The sequence below is a fragment of the Brachybacterium sp. AOP42-C2-15 genome (assembly GCF_052377065.1).
GTDB lineage: Bacteria > Actinomycetota > Actinomycetes > Actinomycetales > Dermabacteraceae > Brachybacterium.
In genome coordinates, this window is sequence record NZ_JBQSWK010000003.1 from 118,255 (window position 1) to 138,103 (window position 19,849).

A 19,849-nucleotide genomic window follows, 5' to 3' on the forward strand; every position below is an offset into this window, starting at 1 on the left:
GTCGCAGTCGACCAGCAGGGGAACGCTCATTGCTCCAGCCTACGGCGGTGACGCGGCACTGCGCGCGCGGCGCAACGAGGGAAGACGGGAGGTCGGATCGACGGAGCGATGCGGACCGTTGGAGGGTCGGACCGCCGGACGAGCGGGCCGCCGCACGCGCCGACCATCGAGGGCGTCGCCCCCTGGCCTCGGGTGGGGGACCTGCGGGAAGATGTCGGCATGGCGCATCTGCAGATGTTCGACGACGACGACCCGCTGCTCGAGATGGTGCGGGAGATCGCCTTGGCCCTGCCCGGGGCGCGCGAGAAGATCAGCCACGGTCGTCCTGCCTTCCATACCGTGAAGGTCCACTGCTACTACGGCGGTGCGCTCAAGGTCGACGGGCAGTGGGTGCAGCATCCCCAGAGCATCGTGGTGCATCTGCCACCGGGGGAGACCGCAGCACTGAGGGAGGATCCACGGGCCTTCGTCCCCGCCTATCTCGGCCCCTCCGGGTGGTCGGGGATCGACCTCGATGAGCGCACCGACCGCGTCGAGCTCGCCGAGCTGATCGAGGAGTCCTATCGCACCGTGGCAGGAGCGCGCCTCGTCGCACAGCTCGATGCCCGCACTTGACCCTCACGCGACGTCAGGCCCGAAGGTGGTTCCCATGACCGAGACACAGCAGGAGGACCTCACCGTCGGCCGCGTGGCCGGCCTCGTCGGGGTCAGCGTGCGCACCCTGCACCATTGGGACAGCATCGGCCTGGTGCGCCCCCGCGGACGCAGCTGGTCGGGGTATCGCCTGTACGACCCCGCTGATGTGGCCCGGATCCACCGGGTGCTCGTCTACCGCGAGCTCGGTCTGGCGCTCGCGCAGATCGGAGAGATCCTCGATGACCCCTCCGTCGATCCGCGCGAGCACCTCCAGCGCCAACGGGCCCTCCTCGCGGAGCGGATCCAGCGGCTCGAGCAGACGGCGCGCGCCGTCGACGAGATGATCGAGAGGACCGACATGGACGACAGCACCACCACCCTCAGCCCCGAGGAGCAGGCCCGCATCTTCGGCACCGACTGGGACCCCGCCTACCAGGACGAGGCCCGCGAGCGCTGGGGCGAGTCCGACGCCTGGGCGCAGTCCGCCGCCCGCACCCGCGGCTGGGACGCCGCGCAGTGGCAGGAGATCAAGGACGAGACCGACGCGACCGAAGCCGCGCTCGCCGACGCTATGCGACGGGGTGTGGCAGCGGGCAGCGAGGAAGCGAATGCGCTGGCCGAACGCCACCGCGACTCGATCGACCGGCACTACGACTGCTCCCGCTCCATGCAGGTCGTGCTGGCCCGGATGTACACCGAGGACCCGCGCTTCGCCGCGCACTACGACGAGCGGGCCGCCGGGCTCGCGGCGTGGGTGCGACACGTGATCGAGGAGAACGCCCGTTCCCGGGGCGTGGACCCGGAGACCGCCACCTGGGAGTGACGCACCGACCGTGTCGAGCCTGTCGAGGGAGGCGCCGAGAGTTCGGCGCCTCCCTCGGCGCCTCCCTCGGCGCCTCCCTCGGCGCCTCCCTCGGCGCCTCACTCGACGACGAACATCAGGGTGCGGTCAGCGCGTCTCCACCGCCCCATAGGCCCCCAGCAGGGGCTCGATCCACGGCCCCATCTCCACCTGGGTGAGGAGCAGGCCCAGCCTCCCGTCGGGATCGACGAAGAAGTCCGTTCCCGCCCCGCCGGACCAGCCCCAGCGCCCTCGATGGGGGTCGCCCGTGGTCACACCCACCCCGAACCCCCATCCGGTGCGGTCCCAGAAGCCGGGGAAGAAGGAGTCGGAGTGCTTCGCGGCAGGAGGCACCTGGTCGCTGCGCAGCATCGCGAGGAGCTCAGGGGAGAGCAGCTCGCCATCACGGAGCGCACGCAGGAACCGCAGATAGTCCGGTGCTGTCGAGAGCAGCTCGCCGTGGCTCACATCTTCGGATGGAGGGCCGACGTGGGGGCCGCCCCCGAGCTCCTCGAGCTCGACCAGCTCGCCGCTGGACCAGGAGCACAGCGCGGGCAGCCTCTCGCGCTTCGACACGGGTACGGAGTAACCGGTGTCGACCATCCCCAGCGGCTCGAACAGGGAGCTGGCGAGGTGCTCACCGGCGCTGGTGCCGGCGAGGCGGGCCAGCAGGATCCCGAGCAGCGAGAAGGAGTGGTGGTAGCGCCAGATCTCGCCAGGCTGCCCGACCAGCGGCAGCTCTGCCAGTGCTGCGAGCCATGCGTCGGCTCCGAGGGGCGAGGGCAGCAGCCCGGCCTCCGTCCCGTTCTCCGCCATCGCGTGCTGCAGCGGGGAGTCGGCGAGGATCATGCCGTACCCGGAGGTGTTCGTCAGCAGGTGGCGCACGGTGATCGGACGTGCGGCGGGCACCGTGCCGCTGAGCGGGCCGTCGGGGGTGGTGAGCACCTGCGGGGCGGCCAGCTCGGGCAGCCAGGGGGCCACCGGCCCGTCGAGCGTGAGAGAGCCCTGGTCCACCAGGCGCAGCGCCGCCACCGCCGTGACCAGCTTCGTCATCGACTGGATGCGCATGATCGCATCGGTCGGCATCGCCGGACCACCCACCGCCATGGTGCCGATCGCGACCGGATCGGGGTCGTGGCCCACCGCGACCACGGCGCCGGGCACGATGCCGTCCTCCACGGCGCGGAGCACGAGCGGGGGCGGCACGGTCTGCGATGACATGCGCTCAGGCTAGGAGGGCGGCTGTGGCGGGGCAAGGGTGGAGGTCCCGGTCCCGGCCCCGCCCGCCCCGGAACCGCGACGCTTCTCTAGACTCACTCCATGAGCGCCTTCGAGGATTTCGTGCTGCTGGAACCGCGCGAGGTGCCGCTCGGCGGCCCCCGCGGGATGACCGTGCACCGTACCCTGCCCGCCCGGGCGACGTCGCTCATCGGGGCCTGGTGCTTCGTGGACCACTTCGGGCCCGACGACGTCTCCGCCGGTGGGGGCATGCAGGTCGCCCGCCACCCGCACACCGGCCTCGCGACCGTGTCCTGGCTGTTCGACGGCGCGATCACCCACCGCGACTCGATCGGCAGCCACGCCCTCGTGCGCCCCGGGGACGTGGACATGATGGTCGCCGGCTCCGGCATCACCCACTCGGAGTTCTCCGCCCTGGACACGACGATCCTGCACGGCGTCCAGCTCTGGTACGCGCTCCCGGACCGCACCCGCTTCGGCGCGCAGCGCTTCGAGGTCTCCACCCCACCTGTGATCGGGAACGACGATGCCCGCGCCCGAGTGGGCCTGGGGAGCTTCCGCGGCGAGCTCGAGGACGGCACCGTGCTCGAGGACCGCAGCGCGACCGAGACCGACACTCCGCTGAGCATGGTCCAGCTCGATCTGCGCGCCGGCAGCACCCTGCGCATCGCGCTGGACCCCGGCCACGAGTACGGCCTGCTCGTGGACCGCGGCGCCGCGCAGCTCACCGCCGTCGGACCCACCACGGACGCCGAAGCTGGCAGCGCCGCACGACCCGCCGTCGACGGGGCACCCACCGCCGAGGTGCCGCACACCGTGGACCGGAGCGCCCGCGCCGCCGAACGCGAGCTGCTGGTGCTGCCCGACGGTGCCACCGTGCTCGAGATCCGGGCCGAGGAGGGGGAGGACCTTCGCGCGATGCTGCTCGGCGGCGAACCGCTCGGCGAGGACATCCTCATGTGGTGGAACTTCGTGGGCCGCAGCCATGAGGAGATCGTGGAGTTCAGGGCCCGCTATCAGGCGGAGATCGGTGCGGAGGGTACGCTCGCCGAGGCCCCGATCCACCCGGAGGCCCGCTCGTGGGGCGGCCTGTCGGCCGATGCCGAGCAGTTCGGCCCCTTCGCCCCGCACACCCCCGCGGCATTGCCCGCTCCCGCACTCCCCAACGGCCGGCTGCGCTCGCGCGGCCGCGTCGGCATTCCGAAGGACTGAACCCCGTGCCCCAGAACCCCGCAGCAGACCCCTCCGACGCAGATCCCTTCGCCTCAGATCCCTTCGAGGGGGATCTCTTCGCTGACGAAGCCGTCGACGCACCTCCGGTTGCGCCTGCGCCTCAGGGCCCGGACCAGACCGACCGCGTGATCATCGCCGCGGCCGAGGAGCTCGGTGCCGGCTGCCCGTGCGACCTGGTCGTGGTCGACGACGCGACCGGCGAGCTCACCGCGTTCGCCCTCGCCTCCGTCGCCGAGCACCCGGATGCCGTGGTGCTCAGCTGGACCTCCTCCCTCCCGCTCGCCGCGACGTTGCGAGAGCGCTTCGCCACGCAGATCGAGGCCGGTCGCCTGCGGGTCCCTGCAGGCCCCGAGACGATCCCGCTCGAGCAGGCGGCCGCGGAGGTCGAGGGGCACCTGCGGGTGCTCATGCGGCTGCCCAAGGCCGTCCACGCCCTCGAGGACCGCGCCCGGCGACTCGCCGCGGCGGTCCGGTCCGGCGGTCAGGACGGTCTGGAGATCATCGCGGGCGGCCGCGTGAAGCACATGACCCGGGCTCAGAACGACGCGCTCGCGACGGTCTTCTCCGAGGTTCGTGCGAGCCGCGGCATCGGCAAGTCACGCGCCCTCATCGCGACCGGTCTGCGGGAGTCCGCCGCGGCCCCGGCTGCGGCCGAGAGCTCCGCGCGGGTCACGGTGCGCGGACAGCAGCGCACGATCGCGCTGCGCGGCATCGGCACAGTCTTCGGCGGAGCTTCGGCCGACGCCGGCAGCCGTCTGCTGCTGGACACCCTCGACCGAGCCCTGGCCGCAGGGAAGCTCACCGCACCCGACGCCCCGCTCACCACCGCCGCGGACCTCGGCTGCGGCAACGGTCTCATGACCGCCTACCTCGCGGCGGCCCTGCCCGAGGCGAACGTGCTGGGCAGCGACGCGGACGCAGACGCCGTCAGCTCCGCCCGCGCGACCCTCGCCGCAAGCGGCCTCGAACGGGACGGCGTCGAGGTGAGCTGGGACGACGCGCTCTCACGAGTCGCCGATGCGAGCCTGGACCTGGTGCTGCTGAACCCGCCCTTCCACGACGGCACCTCTGTCGACGCGACCCTTGTGCAGGGGCTGCTCGACACCGCCGCGCGCGTGCTGCGCCCCGGCGGTCAGCTGTGGTTCGTGCACAACTCCTACCTGCGCTACCGCACCGAGGTGGAGCGCCGGGTCGGTGCCGTGCAGCAGCGCGCCCGCGACCGCCGCTTCACCGTGCTCAGCGCCACCCGCTGACCCGTCCGCTCCCGCCCTGAGACGCCACTCCAGCGGAGCGACGTGAAAAGCCCCGTCACCTGGGCGCAACTAAAAATCCCCGTCAGCGGGGCAAAGTAGGGCGATAGCCTGCGCTATTTCCCCCACTTTGCCCCGCTCACGGGGCTGGGACCGCTGGCGGGGCTGGTCAGCTCACCATGCTGCGCAGCACCGAGGTGAACATCGCCAGGCCGTCGGTGCCGGAGCGGGTGCCCTCGCCGGGCTGGTCCGGGCCGAAGCCGGTCTCGACCGCGTGCTCAGGGTGCGGCATCAGGCCCACGACGTTGCCTGCGGCGTTGGTGATTCCGGCGATGTCATGGCGGGAGCCGTTGGGGTTCGCCTCGAAACCGGCCGGGCCGTGGGTGGCGCCAGCGGCGTAGCGGAACACGATCCGGCCCTCGTCCTCGAGCTCGGCGAGGGTGCGCTCATCGGCGACGTACTGGCCATCCTGGTTCTTCAGCCGAATGCGGATGACCTGGCCCTTCTCGTAGCCGGAGGTCCAGGCCGTGCTCGTGTTCTCGACCGTCAGCGGTTGGTCGCGGCAGAGGAACGCACGGTGCGCATTCTTGATCATCGCGCCGGGCAGCAGATGCGTCTCGCAGAGGATCTGGAAGCCGTTGCAGATGCCGAGCACCGGCATCCCGCCCTTGGCGGCGTCGGCGACCTTCTCCATCACCGGGGCGAAGCGGCTGATCGCGCCGGCGCGCAGGTAGTCGCCGTACGAGAAGCCGCCGGGGAGCACGATCGCTTCGACGTCCTGGAGAGAGTCCTCGCCGTGCCAGAGAGCGACCGGCTCGGCCCCTCCGATCCGCACGGCGCGCAGCGCATCCCGGTCATCCAGCGTGCCCGGGAAGGTCACCACACCGATGCGCATCAGGCCTGCGCCCCGTCGGCCTCGTCCTCGACGTCGATCGAGACGACGTCCTCGATGACGGGGTTGGACAGCAGGGTGGTGGCGGCCTCGCGGAGGGAGGCGAGCACCTGGTCGGTGATCTCACCTTCGACCTCGAGCTCGAAGCGCTTGCCCTGGCGCACCGAGGCGATGCCCTCGAAACCGAGTCGCGGCAGTGCGGCGGCGACGGCCTTGCCCTGCGGGTCGAGGATCTCCGGCTTCGGCATGACGTGGACCACGACACGTGGCATGGGGACTCTCCTGGGGGACGACGGCCGCGATGGGGCGGGCCGGGCGGGTGGATCTGCAGTGCGGGTGAGCGGTCGGCACGGGGTCGGCCGACGGGTCGGGCCCGACGAGGACATCGTACCGAGCCGGAGCCGATCGGCGGGGGCCTGCCCACCGTGGGAACGACCTCCCGGTCGCCTCGGTTCAGAGCAGGCCACGTTCGAGGGCCAGGGTCACGGCCCGCGTCCGGTCGTCCACCCCGAGCTTCGTGAAGATCCGCAGCAGATGGGACTTCACCGTCGACGCCGCGATCGAGAGCCGCTGTCCGATCTCCGCGTTCGACCTGCCGGTCGCGACCAGGCGCAGCACGTCGAGCTCACGGGCGGTGAGGGCCTCGGGCCGCGGTGCGCGCAGCGAGGAGGCGATCGCGGCGGTGGCGACGGGGGCGAGGGTGGTGCGGCCGGTCGCGGCGCTCGCCGCCGCCTCGAGCAGCTGCGGCGCAGGGGTGTCCTTGAGCAGGTAGCCGGTCGCTCCCGCCTCGATCGCTCGCAGGATCAGTGCGTCGGTGTCGTAGGTGGTCAGGACCAGCACGGGGACCGGAGACGCGGAGCTGCTGAGCAGGCGCGTGGCCTCGACCCCGTCGGTGCCGGGCATCCGCAGGTCCATGAGCACCACGTCGGGGCCCCGGCCGTCGCGCTGGAGGCGCTCGACGGCGTCGACCGCCTCCTGGCCGGTGCCGGCCTCGGCCACCACCTCGTGCCCGGCGGACTCGAGCACGGCCCGCACCCCGGAGCGGAAGATCGGGTGGTCATCGGCCAGGACCACGCGCAGGGATTCACTCGGCATCGGGCTCGGCATCGGGCACCTCCGGGGTGGTCGCGGTGACGGGCAGGACGGCCCGCAGCGTGGTGCCCGCGCCGCGGGAGGAGACCAGGTGCAGCACCCCGCCCTCGGCTTCGAGCCGGGAGCGCGTCCCCACCAGGCCGTAGCCCGCGGTGGGCAGGTCCACATCGAAGCCGGCGCCGTCGTCGGAGACCTCGAGCAGCGCGTCCCCCTCCTCGCGGGTCAGGCGGATCCGCACGGAGCCCGCGCCGGCATGCCGCTCGATGTTGCGCAGCGCCTCCTGGAGGGAGCGCAGCAGCACCACCTCGGTGCGGGTCGCGACCGAGGACCAGCCGGAGGAGTCCACCGTGGTGCGTACGCCGGTGCGCTGCTCGAGGTCCGCGGCCAGACGGTCCAGGGCCGCACCGAGGTCGAGGGGCGCCTGGGTGCGGGCGATCAGCGCGCGGGACTCGGCGAGGCCCTCCCGGGAGATCTCCTCGATCTGGGCCAGCAGCGGCACGGGAGTGCTGTCGGTCCCGCCCACCCCGTCAGGACCGTCGGAGCCGCTGGTGTGCCGGGCGGCCTGGGAGAGCATCGTGATCGAGGTGAAGGACTGGGCGAGGGTGTCGTGGATCTCGGCGGCGAGCCGGCCCGCCTCCTCGTCGACCCCGCGCTGATGCTCGAGGACGAGCAGCGCGGAGCGGGTCCGCTCCAGGCTCCGCACGGAGTCGGCGAGCTTCTCGGCCAGCTCCCGGCGTTCGTGGGAGAGGGTCTCGATCTGCCAGATCCAGGTCGCCATCAGCACGGAGAACAGGGCGCTGCCCAGCCCGGTCGCGAGCGCCACCGCCACCCCGGCCGAGCCGCTCTCGAGCCCCCGCGGCAACCGCACCAGGACGACCCCGCCCGCGAGCAGCAGCGTCGCGGCCAGCCCCGCGCGGTAGGTGGAATGCAGCACCCACATCAGCATGAACGCGGCGAAGAGGTGCAGGCCCACGTTCGAGACCCCCAACAGGGCCACGGCGATCCCGCCGAGCACGATCGTGCCCACCACGCCGGCACCGGGCAGGCTGCGCAGCACTACCGCCCAGTGCGTGGCGGCGTAGGCGGCGAGCCAGAACGAGACCAGCAGGGCCGTGAGCGGCCCGGGGGAGATCACCAGTCCCAGCAGCGCGGTCCCGGCGACGATCAGGTGGAGGGGCCAGTTGGTGGCCCAGCTCCGCGGCACGCCGTCCAGGGTGCAGAGGTTCCCGCCGGCGATCAGCGTGCGACGCTCAGCCTGCGTCACGAGGACTCCACCGGAACGTGGTCCTCGCCAGCACCAGCATGACGATCAGCCATGAGCTCAACACTAGTGCCGCGAGCACCGGGATCGACAGGTCGTCCAGGCCGAAGGGGGCGATCTCGATCTGCTCCCCGAACTCCTCCGGGAGCAGCGAGAGGCGCAGACCGCGCGCGATCCATGCCTGGGGGAAGACGTAACCCAGGTTCTGCAGCCAGGTGGGCAGCTCCGACATCGGGATGTAGCTGCCGGAGAAGAAGCTGAGCACCACCGTGATGGGGGCGGAGGCGGCGATCGCGGCCCGGCCCGAGGGCAGCGCCGAGGCGAAGGCGACCCCGGCGGCGGTGGTCGCGGCCGTGCCCAGCAGCAGCACCCAGGCGAAGGTGAACATCTGGTGGGGCATCGGCACGTCGAAGGCGAATCGCGCGACGACCAGCAGCAGGGCTGTTTGCAGGGTGGTGTTGAGGGCCACGAGAACCACCTTGGAGATCAGGTAGGCGCTGCGAGGCATGGGGCTCACCACGAGGCGCCGCAGGGTGCGGTCATCGCGCTCGGTCGCGATGATCTCCGCGGTGGACTGGAAGCCCGAGGTCATCACCGCCGCGGCGATCATCCCGGCGAGGTAGTAGGTGGAGGCCGCGACCTCGGTGCCGTCCTGCAGCGTCCAGGCCTGGTCGAAGATCGTCGCGAAGATCGCGAACAGCACGATCGGGAAGGCGAAGCCGAAGATCACCTGGAGCGGCTCGCGGTAGAACTGCAGCAGCTCGACGCGGGTGCGCACGCCGACGGCGCGCAGCAGGGAGGGGGCGCGGCGGGAGGCGGCCGACGTCGGGGCGGCAGGATGCAGGGTGGGAGCGGTGGTGGCGCTCATCGGGGTCCCTCCGAGACGAGGCCGAGGTAGATCTCCTCGAGGGACGGGCGGCGCACCTCGAGATCGGGCAGGGAGGGATGGGCGGCCAGCAGCTCGCGCAGCAGCGGATCGGGGTCCTCGACCACGCGCGCCTGCGGCCCGTCGGGGCCGGTCCAGGTGACCGTGGAGCTGGTGCCGTGGGCCCGACGGATCTCGGCGACGGTGCCCTCGGCAACGATCCGCCCGGCACGCAGCACGGCGGCGCGGTCGGCCAGGAACTCGACCTCATCGAGGTAGTGGCTGGTCAGGACGATGGTGGTGCCGAGCCTGCGCAGCTCCCGGATCAGCTCCCAGAACTCGCGCCGCGCGGCCGGGTCGAAGCCGGTGGTGGGCTCGTCGAGGAACAGCAGCTCCGGCCGGGAGACGATCCCGGTGGCCACGTCGAGGCGTCGGCGCTGCCCGCCGGAGAGGCTCGCGATGCGAGCGCCGGCCTTCTCCGCGAGGCCGGTCGCCTCGAGCAGCTCGGGGACGTCCCACGGGTCCTCGCAGTAGGCCGCGTACTGGGAGACCATCTCCCGCACCGTGAGCGAGGCGCGCTCGCTGCCGCTCTGGGCGACGATCCCCACCCGGTTGCGGTCCCGGCTGCCGAGCGCCGTCGGGTCCAGGCCCAGCAGGTCGATCGTGCCGGACTCGCGGTGTCGCAGCCCCGTGCACATCTCGAGGGTGGTGGTCTTACCGGCGCCGTTGGGGCCGAGCAGCCCGAAGATCGTGCCCCGGGTGACACGGAATGACACATCGTCGACGACGCGGCGGCCGCTGTAGGACTTCACGAGGTGGGAGACGGCGAGGGCGGGCGGAGGGTCTGCGGCGGGTGCCGGGGTCGGGGCGGTCCGTGTGCTGGTCATGGCTCGAGTCTGGGAGCGCGGCGATGCAGTCGGTACCACCGAGTAGCCACGATCGCCTCCACCGATCGGTGGAGGCGAGCACGCGCCGGGGGGCCGCCCCCTGTGCAGACGGTGCCGGCGGCGATAGGTTCGAGGGACCGTCGCACCCATTCCCAGGAGGAACCGATGAAGATCCGCCACCTCGTCCACTCGTGCTTGCTGGTGGAGACCGGCGGGCGTCGACTGCTGATCGATCCCGGCGGCTTCAGCGGCGAGGCCGTGCGCGGCCTCGGCGCCGCGGTGCTGACAGGGATCGACGCCGTGCTCCTGACCCATCAGCACCCCGATCACGTGGACCGCACCCTGCTGGACGAGGTGCTTCGCCTGGCGACCACCGCCGAGGTGATCGCGGAGCCCGAGACCGCGCAGCAGCTGCGGGAGGCGGTCGACGGCGCCGCTGCGGTGCGCCCCGAGCAGCTGCGTCCGCTCGCCGCCGGGGACGCGCACGTGCTTGCCGCGGTCCCGGGCCACGGCTCGTTGCGGATCGAGGCTGTCGGCGGCCGGCACGCGATCATCCACCCGGACATTCCGCGGGTCGGCAATTCGGGTCTCGTGATCTCCGCGGGGGACGGCCCCCGGCTCGGCGTGACCGGAGATTCCCTCGAGCCGCTGCCGGAGTTCCACGGCATCGACGTGCTCGCCTTCGCCGTCGTCGCCCCCTGGTCGAAAGTGTCCGAGACCGTCGACTTCCTCCGCGCCGTCGGCCCGACGCTGGCCCTGCCCGTGCATGAGGCGATTGCGAGCGACGTGGGCCGACCGATCTATCGGCGCCAGGCCACTGCCCTCGCTCCCGAGGGCACGGAGGTGCGTGACTGGCCGGTCGACGGGGTCATCGAGCTCCCCGGGAGCTGAACGCGCCATGAGCGCCGAAAGGAACAGGAACCGGTCCGAGGACCGGCGGGACCCCGCGGACCGAGCAGGGACCGGCGACGGTGCCTCCCGCGCGATGCATGCGGTGCCCCGGGAGCACTTCCTGCCCCCGGAGCTGCGGGACCGTGCCGGCGTGGATTCCCCGCTGCCGATCGGAGTGGGCCAGACCAACTCCCAACCCAGCACGGTGCTGGACATGCTCCGCCTGCTCGATGTGCGTGAGGGGCAGCACGTGCTCGACGTCGGTGCCGGTTCCGGCTGGACCACGGCGCTGCTCGCCCACCTCGTCGGACCCTCCGGGAGCGTGGTGGGTGTGGAGCGGCAGGTGAGCCTGCTGGCACCTGCCCGTGCCGCGCTCGCCGGGACCGTCGGCCGCGAGGACGGCCGCGCGGAGATCCACGAAGCCCTCCCCGGGGTGCTGGGGGCGCCGGCGGACGGACCTTTCGACCGGATCCTGGTCTCCGCCGCCGCCCGGTCCAGCCACTGGTTCGTGGACCGCCGCGCTCCAGGGACGCCGGATCGGGGTACGGTGCTTCCGTGCACGGGAGTCCGGTAGGCCGGGCTGAGAGGGAGTTCTCGAACTCCGACCGTAGAACCTGATCCGGATCATGCCGGCGCAGGAAGCTCCGCCAGGCGATCGTCGCTGCGCGTCCGTGCCCTCGTGAAAGGCACGGATCGTGAGCATCACTCCCGTCGGCACCCCCGCCACCCTCCCGGGCACCGCCCCGGATCCCACCGAGACCCCGCTCGGCTTCGGCGTCGGCGCCAGGGTCACCGCAGCCGTCATGACCGATGACTACGCCCGAGTGCTCGTCGGCATCCTGTCCCGGCTCGACCTCACCGGCCTGGTGCGCGAGACGGGGGACGTCTCCACCTATCTCGGCGGCCACGAAGCCCACCTGCAGCGGTATCTCATCGACCTCGCAGACGACCTCGCCCGCACCGAGCACCACGCCACCCTCTCCGTGACCCTCTCGCGCGGCTGCCCGGGAGAGGTGACCTGCGAGCTTCCCGGTGGCGCCGGCCCGCGCGACGTCGGGATCACCGAGCCCCGTCGCACCGGCCGTTTCGCTTCCGCGGAGTGGGCGCTGTACCCGCTGGCGGACCAGGTCGCCGCCGACGGCACCGCGCCGGACCACATGCGCGACATCTACGCCGCGATCGACCGCGCCCGGGAGCTGGGCACCTTCCGCGGCTCCGAGCATTTCGTCACCCGCCTCGAGGGCGACATCGGCGAGGTGATCGCGACTGCCGTCGCCGGCTGGTTGCAGGTGGGTCGCAGCGTGCAGCACGTCACCAGCCATCTCACCCTCTCCCTGAACAGCCCCTCCCACGAGGTGCGCGAGCTCGGCGAGGAGACGCGATGACCCGCGCACAGACTCCGGCAGAGACCCCCTCCCGGGCTCCCGGCCAGACTCCCTCGCAGGCCTCTGATCTGGCCGCTCGTGCCGCCCGGCGTCCGAGGCTCTCCCTGCGCGAGATCGTGCTGGTGGTGGTGCTCGGTGTCGTGTTCGGCTTCCTGTACTGGGTGTTCGTCCAGGCCTGGAACGGGCTCGCGATCGCGATGGGCCCCGCCGGGGACCTCGCCCAGCACGTCCTGTTCGGCTCCTGGCTATTGGTGGGACCGGTGGCGCTGGCGATCCTGCGCCGCCCTGGCGTGGGCATCCTCGCCGAGATGCTCGCCGCGATCATCGAGGTCGTCTTCCTCGGCAGCCCCGTCGGCCCGATGCTGGTGCTCGCCGCCGCGCTGCAGGGCATCGGCAGCGAGCTGCCCTTCGCCCTGACCCGCTACCGCCGGTTCGGTTGGGGAGTGTTCGCCGCCTCGGGCGCCTTCGGTGCGGGCCTGGTGTTCTTCTGGACCGCCTACCGGATGGGCTGGTACGGCCAGGACCTGCTCGCGCTGCGGCTCGGGATGCAGGTGCTCTCCGGGATCGTGCTCGGCGGTCTGCTCGCCAGGGTGATCGTCCGCGCCCTGGAGCGCACCGGCGTGCTCGCGAACTTCGCGATCGGTGCCGCCGCGCAGGGCGACGACGGCATCCCGGCACGTCGTGTCCGCTGAGGCCGCAGCGGCCGCCGAGGTCACCGCGCCGGGCGAGAGGGAGGCGGCGGCCCCCGGGCAGTCGGGGACGGTGGTCGAGGCACGGGAGCTCGAGGTGGTCCTGCCCTCGGGGGACGGCGTCGGCCCCTGGACCGGGAGCATCCGGGCCGGGGAGCAGGTGCTCCTGCTGGGCCCCAGCGGCTGTGGCAAATCGACGCTGCTGCGCGCGCTCGCCGGCGCGCTCCCCTCCCACCAGCGCGGCCGGGTCACCGGCACCCTGCGGGTGGGCGGCATCGACCCGATCGCCGAGGGGGTCCTGGCCACCGCGGGGACCGTCGGATTCCTCGGTCAGGATCCGACCGACGGGGTGTGCCTCCCGCGGGTCGCCGATGACGTCGCCCTCCCGCTCGAGAGCCGCAGCGTGCCGCCCGCGCAGATCGGGAAGCGCGTGCGCGAAGCTCTCGCAGACGCGGGCATCGAGACGCTCGCCGACCGCCCGGCCGCGACGCTCTCGGGCGGACAGCTGCAGCGTGCGGGCCTCGCCGCGGCGCTCGTCGCCCGGCCGCGCCTGCTGCTGCTGGACGAGCCCACCGCGATGCTCGATGCCGAGGGCGTGCGCGCTGTGCGCGACGGCGTCGAGCGGGCTGCGCGCGAGGGCGGAGTGGCAACGATCCTCGTGGAGCACCGCCTCGACGACTGGGCGGGGGAGTCGGGCCTGGCCGGACTTCCGGCACGGACCATCGCGCTCGACGCCTCCGGGCAGGTGCTCGCCGACGGGCCGACGACTGTGGTGCTCACCCGTCACGGCGCCGCGCTGCGCGAGGCGGGGTGCTGGCTGCCCGGGGAGGTCGAGGAGACGCTGAGCTCCGAGAGGGGGTCCGGGGAGGTGGCTCCGTCCCCAGGCCCGGAGGCCACGCCGGATCCGCTGCTCACCGTGCGGGGCGCCGAGCTCGGCCACGGCGACCGCACCGTGCTGCGCGAGGTCGAGCTCACCGTGAATGCGGGGCGTCTGCTCGCCGTCGTGGGCCGTAACGGCGCCGGGAAGTCCACGCTGCTCGGCGCGCTCTCCCGCCTGGACCTCCCGCAGGCGGGCACCGTCGACGGTGCGGCGGCTGGGCTCGTGTTCCAGCGACCCGAGGCGCAGTTCGTGGCCGACACCGTGCAGGCGGAGCTCGCCGCGTCCGGGGCCGGGCACGAGCAGGTCGAGGAGATGCTCGCCCGGCTGCGCCTGCAGGCGCAGCGGGACGCCAGTCCCTTCAGCCTCTCCGGCGGTCAGCAGCGCCGGCTCTCGATCGGCGCGATGCTGCTGACCCAGCGCCCCGTGCTGCTCGTGGACGAACCCGGCTACGGCCTCGATCGTGTCGCTCAGCAGACCGTCCTCTCGCTGCTGCGGGAGGCGGCCGGGACCGGTCGCGGCGTGGTGATGACCACCCATGACCTGCGCACCGTCCGCGCGGCCGATGCGGTCGCGGTGATCGCCGACGGCCGGCTGCTCGGACCGATGTCACCGCAGACGCTGCTGCGGGACCGCGGCCTGCTGCAGCGCGCGGGGCTCGTGGCGGCACCGCTGGTCCCGGGGGCGGCGCCGGCGGTGAAGCCGCCCGTGGCGAGGGCCCGTGCGGCCGACGAGCCCGCCCGCCCACGGGACGCATCCGGATGGCTCTCGCGCCGTAACCCGACCGTGCTGCTCGGCCTGCTGACCGCGCTCAGCATCGTCTGCATCCTGCTGACCGACCCGCTGCCGCTGGTGCTGCTGTACCTGCTGCTCTCGGCGGGGACGATGATCGGCTGCCGGCTCGGACCGCTCAGGCTGCTGCGGGCCCAGCTGCCGTTCATGGTGTTCGCCAGTGGCGTGCTGATGGTCAACGTGCTCGGCCGGCCCGGGCATGAACCGTGGCCGGAGCTGCCGATCCGAGTCACGGAGGAAGGGATCGTGCTGGGCACCGCCCTGGCCCTCCGGGCACTGGTGATCGGCCTCGGCGCCCTCACCGTCACCCGCGCCGCCGATCCGCGGCGCACGATGGTGAGCCTCCAGCAGCACGCTCACCTGCCACCCCGGTACACCTACGCGCTGCTGGCGGGACGGAGACTGCTCGAGGATCTGCCGCGCCGCTGGGAGACCCTCACCCGTGCGCACCGGGTCCGTCTGCCGCTCACCGCCGAGGGTGCGGTGGCGCGATTGCGCGCCCGTCACCTGCTGCGCTGCGCCTTCGCGCTGCTGGTCGATGCGGTGCGCAGCGCCGAGAGGCTCGCCTTCGCGCTCGAGTCGCGCGGGCTCGGCGACGGCCCCCGCACCCTGTGGCGCCCGGTGCCGCTCACCGTCGCCGATGCGCTGCTGGCGCTCGGCGTCGCCCTGGTGGTCGCCGCGGTGCTCGTCCTGTCCTGAACGGTTCCCCCTGAAGTGCTTCGAGGCGGCAGCTGCCACCTCGAAGCACTTCAGCTGAGGTCGGGGACTCTGCGGCGTCCGCTCAGAAGCCCCTTCCGGTCAGGCGCTCGTACGCCTCGACATACCGCGCGCGGGTCTGCTCGACCACCTCGGCGGGCAGAGCGGGCGGGGGGAGGTCCGAACCCTTGGACCAGCCGGAAGCGGGAGAGGTCAGCCAATCCCGCACGAACTGCTTGTCCAGGCTGGGAGGGGTGCGGCCCGGGGTGTACGTGTCCGCGGACCAGAACCGGCTGGAGTCGGGGGTGAGCACCTCGTCGCCGAGCATCAGCGTGCCATCGACCCGGGAATGCCCGAACTCGAGCTTGGTGTCGGCCAGGATGATGCCCTGCTCAGCGGCGATCCGGCGGGCCCGCTCGAAGACCGCGAGCGTGAGCGACTCGAGCTCGGCGGCGAGCTCCTCACCCAGCAGCTCGCGCGCCTGGGCCACGGTGATGTTCTCGTCGTGCTCCCCGGCATCGGCCTTGGTCGAGGGGGTGAAGATCGCCGGCTCCAGGCGAGAGGCCTCGACCAGGCCGGCCGGCAGCACGTGCCCGCCCACCGATCCGCCGGCCCGGTAGTCGGCCAGGCCGGAGCCGGTGAGATGCCCTCGCGCGATGCACTCCAGCTCCACCATGTCCAGGCCCCGGCAGCGCACCGCGCGGCCAGCGACGGCCTCGGGCACATCGGTTCCGGAGAGCACATGGTGGGGGACGATGTCCGCCAGCTGCTCGAACCAGAACAGGCTGATGCCGGTCAGCAGTCGGCCCTTGTCAGGGATGCCCGGCTGCAGCGAATGGTCGTAGGCGCTGATGCGGTCCGTCGCGACCACCAGCACCTGGTCGGCGGTAGACGGGTCCTGGCCCTCCGGCACGTACAGCTCACGGACCTTGCCGGAGACCACGTGGTCCCAGCCCGGCAGCTGCGGGGCCTCGATCAGCGGGGTGGCGTCGACGCTCATGCGCGATCCTCCGTCACGGTGTCGGTGTCGGTGTCGGTGTCGGTGTCGGTGTCGGTGTCGGTGTCGGTGTCGCTGTGCGCTCCGGCGTCTGCCGCAGCCCGGCGGGCGATGTCGGTGCGGTGGTGGCTGCCCTCCAGGCCGATCGCCTCGGCGCCGGTCAGCGCGAGCGCGCGGGCCGCCTCGAGGTCCTCACCGGTGGCGACCACCGAGAGCACTCGACCGCCGGCGCTGACCAGGTTGCCGTCCACCATGCCGGTGCCGGCATGGATGACATGGGTGCCGAGCGCCTCCGCAGCGTCGATTCCGGAGATCGGGTCTCCCGTGCGCACCGTCGCCGGGTAGCCGGCGCTGGCGAGCACCACGGTCACGGCGCTGTCCTGGCTCCAGGTCAGCTCCGTGTCCTCGGCCAGTTCGCCGCGAGCGGCCGCGAGCAGCAGCGGGGCCAGCGGCGAGGTGAGCCGCTCGAGCACCACCTGGGTCTCCGGATCGCCGAAGCGGGCGTTGAACTCGATCACCCGCAGTCCGCGCGAGGTCAGTGCGAGCCCGCAGTACAGGACCCCCACGAAGGGGATGCCGCGGGCGGCGAGCTCGGCGATCGTGGGCCGGGCGACGGCGCGCAGCACCTCGTCGACCAGGCCCTCCGGCGCCCACGGCAAGGGGGAGTAGGCGCCCATTCCACCCGTGTTCGGACCCTCGTCGTCATCCAGTGCGCGCTTGAAGTCCTGGGCCGGCGCCAGCGGCACCACGCGGGTGCCGTCGCTCACGCAGAACAGGGACACCTCGGGGCCGTCGAGGAACTCCTCGAGCACCACTGAACCGCCGGCTGCCAGCACCGCCTCGGCGTGCGCCACTGCGGCCTGCCGGTCCTTGGTGACCACGACGCCCTTGCCGGCCGCGAGACCGTCGGCCTTGACCACGAAGGGCACATCTTGCAGCGGGTTGACCCTGTCCAGCCCGGCCTCCAGCTGGGACAGGGCGCTGACCGTGACCGAGGCGGAAGTCGGCACGCCAGCGGCGGCCATGATCTCTTTCGCCCAGGACTTGGAGCCCTCGAGGTGGGCGGCGGCAGCGGACGGTCCGAAGACAGTGAACCCCGCCTCCCGCAGGTGATCCGCGGCGCCGGCGACCAGCGGTGCCTCAGGGCCGATCACCACCAGGTCGGGCTGCAGTTCTTCGGCGAGGCTGACCTGGGCATCGAGGTCGGTCACCGGGACGTCGTGACAGGTGGCGAGCTGCGCGATGCCGGGGTTGCCGGGCGCGGCGTGCAGCTCGGGGGTGGGGGTATCTGAGGCGAGCCGGCGGAGGATCGCGTGTTCGCGGCCGCCGCTGCCGATGATGAGGATCTTCACGCGGGCAGGGTACCCAGACTCGGACGACCGTCGGAGAAGTGCCCGCAGAGCGGCCCTCCCGGGTCGGCGTGGAGCGCGACTCCGGGCGCCGCCCCGGTGCTGTGCAGGCGCTGCGCAGGCAGTACTACTGCGCCGCACCGGTGCTGCGCGATTACGATCGAGCCCATGCCCGCCGAGCTCCAGCACCCCGATCCCGCCGTGACCGACGCCGGCGCGCTGCCCCGCGCCCGCGCCGTCACCCGGTTGCGCCTGGACCTCTCCTATGACGGCACCGACTTCCATGGCTGGGCCGCCCAGCCCGGCCAGCGCACCGTTCAGGGGGAGCTCGAACAGGCGCTCGGCCGGATCGCCAGAGTCCCGGCACGGGTGACCGTCGCCGGGCGCACCGACGCCGGGGTCCACGCCCGGGGGCAGGTCTGTCATCTCGAACTGCCCGATGACGTGCTGGCCACCCTGCCCGGGCGCTCGCCCCGCAGCCCCGCTGAAGCGCTGGTCACCCGGCTTGCAGGCGTGCTGCCCGACGACGTGGTGGTCCATGTCGCACGGGTGGTGCCGGGCGACTTCGATGCCCGCTTCGGCGCGCTGTGGCGACGCTACCGATACCGGATCTCCGATGGGCCCGCCGCCCATGACCCGCTGCGCCGGGACGTGCTGCGTCACCGTCGGCCCCTGGACGTCGAGGCGATGGCGCGGGCGAGCGCCCCGCTGCTCGGCGAGCATGACTTCCTCTCCTTCTGCCGCCCCCGCGAAGGGGCGACGACCATCCGCGAACTGCGCGAGATGACCTGGGAGCGACCGGAGGAGGGGCGTGCAGATGCGGGGCTGATCGTCGCGACCGTGGTCGCCGACGCCTTCTGCCATCACATGGTGCGCTCCCTGGTCGGGGCCCTGATCGGGGTAGGGGAGGGCCGACGGGACCTCGACTGGCCGGCGCAGGTGCTCACCGCCCGCACGCGCCAGGCCGCCACCCGCGACGGCGTCGGCGCGGCCCCGCTGTGCCCCCCGCAGGGACTCACCCTGGACCACGTCGCCTACCCTCCCGATGAGGAGCTCGCCGCCTGGGCTGCGCGCACCCGGACGCTGCGCCAGCCGCCGCCCCAGGAGCCACTCCCCGAGGCGGGCCCAGAGGCAGGCTGAGAGCTGGGTCCAGAGCCTGGTGGGGAGCCGGAGCGGGCCTGGGCGGAGAGCCGGGGCAGGACCGGGACCGGAGTCGGGCGCAGATCACACCTCTGACAGGGGTCTTCTGCGTTGACGCTCGGGTGCGGCAGTGCGTATTGTTGAGCGCTGTTGTGCCTTGATGTGTGCCCCGACTCCGCAGCCGTTCTCTGATGCCCGGCGCGAAAGGGAATCTCACCCACATCCAGGACCGCCGTCGCGTCGTGAGCGGAGCGGGCCGGGTACAGCCATAGGGGCCATGCTTTTACCCGAAGGAAGCGTGCCCACGGTCCATCGAACCGTGCCTGGTCGGCGTCTTGCCGCCCGGGCACCACGACGAGAGAAGAAGGCACGAGTGCGTACGTTCACCCCGAAGCCCGGCGATGTCGAGCGTTCCTGGCACGTCATCGACGCAACGGATGTCGTCCTCGGCCGGCTCGCTTCCCAGGTTGCACAGCTCCTGAGGGGAAAGCACAAGCCGGTCTTCGCACCCCATGTGGATGCAGGCGACTTCGTGATCATCATCAACGCTGACAAGGTCGCGCTGACCGGAAACAAGCGGGAGGCCAAGCTGGCCTACCGCCACTCCGGCTACCCCGGCGGCCTCCGCGGCACCCCCTACTCCGAGCTGCTCGAGAAGAATCCCGAGCGCGCAGTGGAGAAGGCTGTTCGCGGCATGCTCCCCAAGAACAAGCTTGCTGATCAGCAGATCAAGAAGCTCAAGGTCTACAAGGGCTCCGAGCACCCGCACGCCGCTCAGATGCCCGTCCCCTTCACCATCGATCAGGTGGCGCAGTAAGCGGGTGTCCCGCCACTCCG

General features: G+C 72.5%; 20 protein-coding genes and 1 riboswitch. Of the genes, 11 read left to right on the top strand and 9 right to left on the bottom strand.

All coding sequences use genetic code 11. From position 1 onward, the window contains the following. Positions 1-219: 219 nt before the first annotated feature. Positions 220-615, top strand: a complete 396-nt coding sequence (locus tag ACT3SQ_RS02855; RefSeq protein ID WP_442332277.1) for an MmcQ/YjbR family DNA-binding protein — start codon at positions 220-222, stop codon at positions 613-615. A 34-nt stretch (positions 616-649) separates the two neighbouring features. Continuing rightward, on the top strand, positions 650-1,459 hold the full coding sequence (locus ACT3SQ_RS02860; protein ID WP_442332278.1) for a MerR family transcriptional regulator: 810 nt from the start codon (positions 650-652) through the stop codon (positions 1,457-1,459). Positions 1,460-1,585: 126 nt separating this feature from the next. Here ACT3SQ_RS02860 and ACT3SQ_RS02865 read toward each other — a convergent pair whose 3' ends face one another. Further along, positions 1,586-2,698, bottom strand: coding sequence for a serine hydrolase domain-containing protein (locus ACT3SQ_RS02865; protein WP_442332279.1), 1,113 nt, complete (start codon positions 2,696-2,698; stop codon positions 1,586-1,588). A 99-nt stretch (positions 2,699-2,797) separates the two neighbouring features. Here ACT3SQ_RS02865 and ACT3SQ_RS02870 point away from each other — a divergent pair, with 99 nt between their 5' ends. Both ACT3SQ_RS02870 and ACT3SQ_RS02875 read left to right on the top strand, forming a co-directional pair. Beyond that, entirely contained in the window at positions 2,798-3,928 is a 1,131-nt protein-coding gene (locus tag ACT3SQ_RS02870; protein WP_442332280.1) for a pirin family protein, read from the top strand. Positions 3,929-3,933: 5 nt separating this feature from the next. Continuing rightward, positions 3,934-5,202 (top strand): class I SAM-dependent methyltransferase, encoded by a 1,269-nt coding sequence (locus ACT3SQ_RS02875; RefSeq protein WP_345077117.1) that lies wholly within the window; start codon positions 3,934-3,936, stop codon positions 5,200-5,202. A 166-nt stretch (positions 5,203-5,368) separates the two neighbouring features. Here ACT3SQ_RS02875 and purQ read toward each other — a convergent pair whose 3' ends face one another. The 6 genes from purQ to ACT3SQ_RS02905 form a co-directional block, all read right to left on the bottom strand. Next, complete coding sequence (purQ, locus tag ACT3SQ_RS02880; RefSeq protein WP_444600807.1) at positions 5,369-6,094, bottom strand: phosphoribosylformylglycinamidine synthase subunit PurQ; 726 nt, start codon at positions 6,092-6,094, stop codon at positions 5,369-5,371. Then, positions 6,094-6,363: a phosphoribosylformylglycinamidine synthase subunit PurS gene (gene purS, locus ACT3SQ_RS02885; RefSeq protein WP_345077123.1), complete on the bottom strand. Its 270-nt coding sequence runs from the start codon at positions 6,361-6,363 to the stop codon at positions 6,094-6,096. The genes purQ and purS overlap by 1 nt, the downstream gene beginning before the upstream one ends. Before the next feature lie 181 nt (positions 6,364-6,544). After that, positions 6,545-7,186, bottom strand: a complete 642-nt coding sequence (locus tag ACT3SQ_RS02890) for a response regulator transcription factor (RefSeq protein ID WP_345077126.1) — start codon at positions 7,184-7,186, stop codon at positions 6,545-6,547. Next, positions 7,176-8,447, bottom strand: a complete 1,272-nt coding sequence (locus ACT3SQ_RS02895) for a sensor histidine kinase (RefSeq protein WP_444592083.1) — start codon at positions 8,445-8,447, stop codon at positions 7,176-7,178. The genes ACT3SQ_RS02890 and ACT3SQ_RS02895 overlap by 11 nt, the downstream gene beginning before the upstream one ends. After that, positions 8,434-9,312, bottom strand: a complete 879-nt coding sequence (locus tag ACT3SQ_RS02900) for an ABC transporter permease (protein ID WP_441444929.1) — start codon at positions 9,310-9,312, stop codon at positions 8,434-8,436. The genes ACT3SQ_RS02895 and ACT3SQ_RS02900 overlap by 14 nt, the downstream gene beginning before the upstream one ends. Further along, positions 9,309-10,196 carry an ABC transporter ATP-binding protein gene (locus ACT3SQ_RS02905; protein WP_441444930.1) on the bottom strand — a complete coding sequence of 296 codons (888 nt, stop codon included), beginning with the start codon at positions 10,194-10,196 and terminating at the stop codon, positions 9,309-9,311. The genes ACT3SQ_RS02900 and ACT3SQ_RS02905 overlap by 4 nt, the downstream gene beginning before the upstream one ends. Before the next feature lie 165 nt (positions 10,197-10,361). On the opposite strand from ACT3SQ_RS02905, the gene ACT3SQ_RS02910 reads away from it, so the two are divergent. The 5 genes from ACT3SQ_RS02910 to ACT3SQ_RS02930 all read left to right on the top strand — a co-directional run bounded on the left by ACT3SQ_RS02910 (position 10,362) and on the right by ACT3SQ_RS02930 (position 15,529). Further along, the gene (locus tag ACT3SQ_RS02910) at positions 10,362-11,087 is read left to right on the top strand and encodes an MBL fold metallo-hydrolase (RefSeq protein WP_444600808.1); all 726 of its coding nucleotides are present in this window, start codon (positions 10,362-10,364) and stop codon (positions 11,085-11,087) included. 7 nt (positions 11,088-11,094) lie between these two features. After that, the gene (locus ACT3SQ_RS02915; protein WP_444600809.1) at positions 11,095-11,661 is read left to right on the top strand and encodes a protein-L-isoaspartate O-methyltransferase family protein; all 567 of its coding nucleotides are present in this window, start codon (positions 11,095-11,097) and stop codon (positions 11,659-11,661) included. Beyond that, positions 11,637-11,745, top strand: a riboswitch (TPP riboswitch). It overlaps the preceding gene by 25 nt. Before the next feature lie 37 nt (positions 11,746-11,782). Continuing rightward, positions 11,783-12,472: a YkoF family thiamine/hydroxymethylpyrimidine-binding protein gene (locus ACT3SQ_RS02920; protein WP_345077145.1), complete on the top strand. Its 690-nt coding sequence runs from the start codon at positions 11,783-11,785 to the stop codon at positions 12,470-12,472. Then, positions 12,469-13,164 (top strand): ECF transporter S component, encoded by a 696-nt coding sequence (locus tag ACT3SQ_RS02925; protein ID WP_441444931.1) that lies wholly within the window; start codon positions 12,469-12,471, stop codon positions 13,162-13,164. Before ACT3SQ_RS02920 ends, ACT3SQ_RS02925 begins: the two co-directional genes overlap by 4 nt. After that, positions 13,154-15,529, top strand: a complete 2,376-nt coding sequence (locus ACT3SQ_RS02930) for an ATP-binding cassette domain-containing protein (RefSeq protein WP_441444932.1) — start codon at positions 13,154-13,156, stop codon at positions 15,527-15,529. Before ACT3SQ_RS02925 ends, ACT3SQ_RS02930 begins: the two co-directional genes overlap by 11 nt. 82 nt (positions 15,530-15,611) lie before the next feature. On the opposite strand, the gene ACT3SQ_RS02935 is transcribed toward ACT3SQ_RS02930, so the two are convergent. Next, complete coding sequence (locus ACT3SQ_RS02935; protein WP_444502115.1) at positions 15,612-16,526, bottom strand: phosphoribosylaminoimidazolesuccinocarboxamide synthase; 915 nt, start codon at positions 16,524-16,526, stop codon at positions 15,612-15,614. Beyond that, on the bottom strand, positions 16,523-17,875 hold the full coding sequence (gene purD, locus ACT3SQ_RS02940; RefSeq protein WP_444600810.1) for a phosphoribosylamine--glycine ligase: 1,353 nt from the start codon (positions 17,873-17,875) through the stop codon (positions 16,523-16,525). Before purD ends, ACT3SQ_RS02935 begins: the two co-directional genes overlap by 4 nt. Before the next feature lie 165 nt (positions 17,876-18,040). On the opposite strand from purD, the gene truA reads away from it, so the two are divergent. After that, the gene (gene truA / locus ACT3SQ_RS02945; RefSeq protein WP_441444935.1) at positions 18,041-19,012 is read left to right on the top strand and encodes a tRNA pseudouridine(38-40) synthase TruA; all 972 of its coding nucleotides are present in this window, start codon (positions 18,041-18,043) and stop codon (positions 19,010-19,012) included. 373 nt (positions 19,013-19,385) lie between these two features. Then, entirely contained in the window at positions 19,386-19,829 is a 444-nt protein-coding gene (rplM, locus tag ACT3SQ_RS02950; protein WP_441444936.1) for a 50S ribosomal protein L13, read from the top strand. Positions 19,830-19,849: the final 20 nt, after the last annotated feature.

Coding starts and splice junctions, on each gene's coding strand:
- truA (WP_441444935.1), top strand. CDS start 18,041: ATGCCCGCCGAGCTCCAGCACCCCGATCCCGCCGTGACCGACGCCGGC.
- ACT3SQ_RS02935 (WP_444502115.1), bottom strand. CDS start 16,526: ATGAGCGTCGACGCCACCCCGCTGATCGAGGCCCCGCAGCTGCCGGGC.
- ACT3SQ_RS02925 (WP_441444931.1), top strand. CDS start 12,469: ATGACCCGCGCACAGACTCCGGCAGAGACCCCCTCCCGGGCTCCCGGC.
- ACT3SQ_RS02915 (WP_444600809.1), top strand. CDS start 11,095: ATGAGCGCCGAAAGGAACAGGAACCGGTCCGAGGACCGGCGGGACCCC.
- purS (WP_345077123.1), bottom strand. CDS start 6,363: ATGCCACGTGTCGTGGTCCACGTCATGCCGAAGCCGGAGATCCTCGAC.
- ACT3SQ_RS02910 (WP_444600808.1), top strand. CDS start 10,362: ATGAAGATCCGCCACCTCGTCCACTCGTGCTTGCTGGTGGAGACCGGC.
- purQ (WP_444600807.1), bottom strand. CDS start 6,094: ATGCGCATCGGTGTGGTGACCTTCCCGGGCACGCTGGATGACCGGGAT.
- ACT3SQ_RS02890 (WP_345077126.1), bottom strand. CDS start 7,186: ATGCCGAGTGAATCCCTGCGCGTGGTCCTGGCCGATGACCACCCGATC.
- ACT3SQ_RS02865 (WP_442332279.1), bottom strand. CDS start 2,698: ATGTCATCGCAGACCGTGCCGCCCCCGCTCGTGCTCCGCGCCGTGGAG.
- ACT3SQ_RS02855 (WP_442332277.1), top strand. CDS start 220: ATGGCGCATCTGCAGATGTTCGACGACGACGACCCGCTGCTCGAGATG.
- ACT3SQ_RS02860 (WP_442332278.1), top strand. CDS start 650: ATGACCGAGACACAGCAGGAGGACCTCACCGTCGGCCGCGTGGCCGGC.
- ACT3SQ_RS02900 (WP_441444929.1), bottom strand. CDS start 9,312: ATGAGCGCCACCACCGCTCCCACCCTGCATCCTGCCGCCCCGACGTCG.
- ACT3SQ_RS02905 (WP_441444930.1), bottom strand. CDS start 10,196: ATGACCAGCACACGGACCGCCCCGACCCCGGCACCCGCCGCAGACCCT.
- ACT3SQ_RS02870 (WP_442332280.1), top strand. CDS start 2,798: ATGAGCGCCTTCGAGGATTTCGTGCTGCTGGAACCGCGCGAGGTGCCG.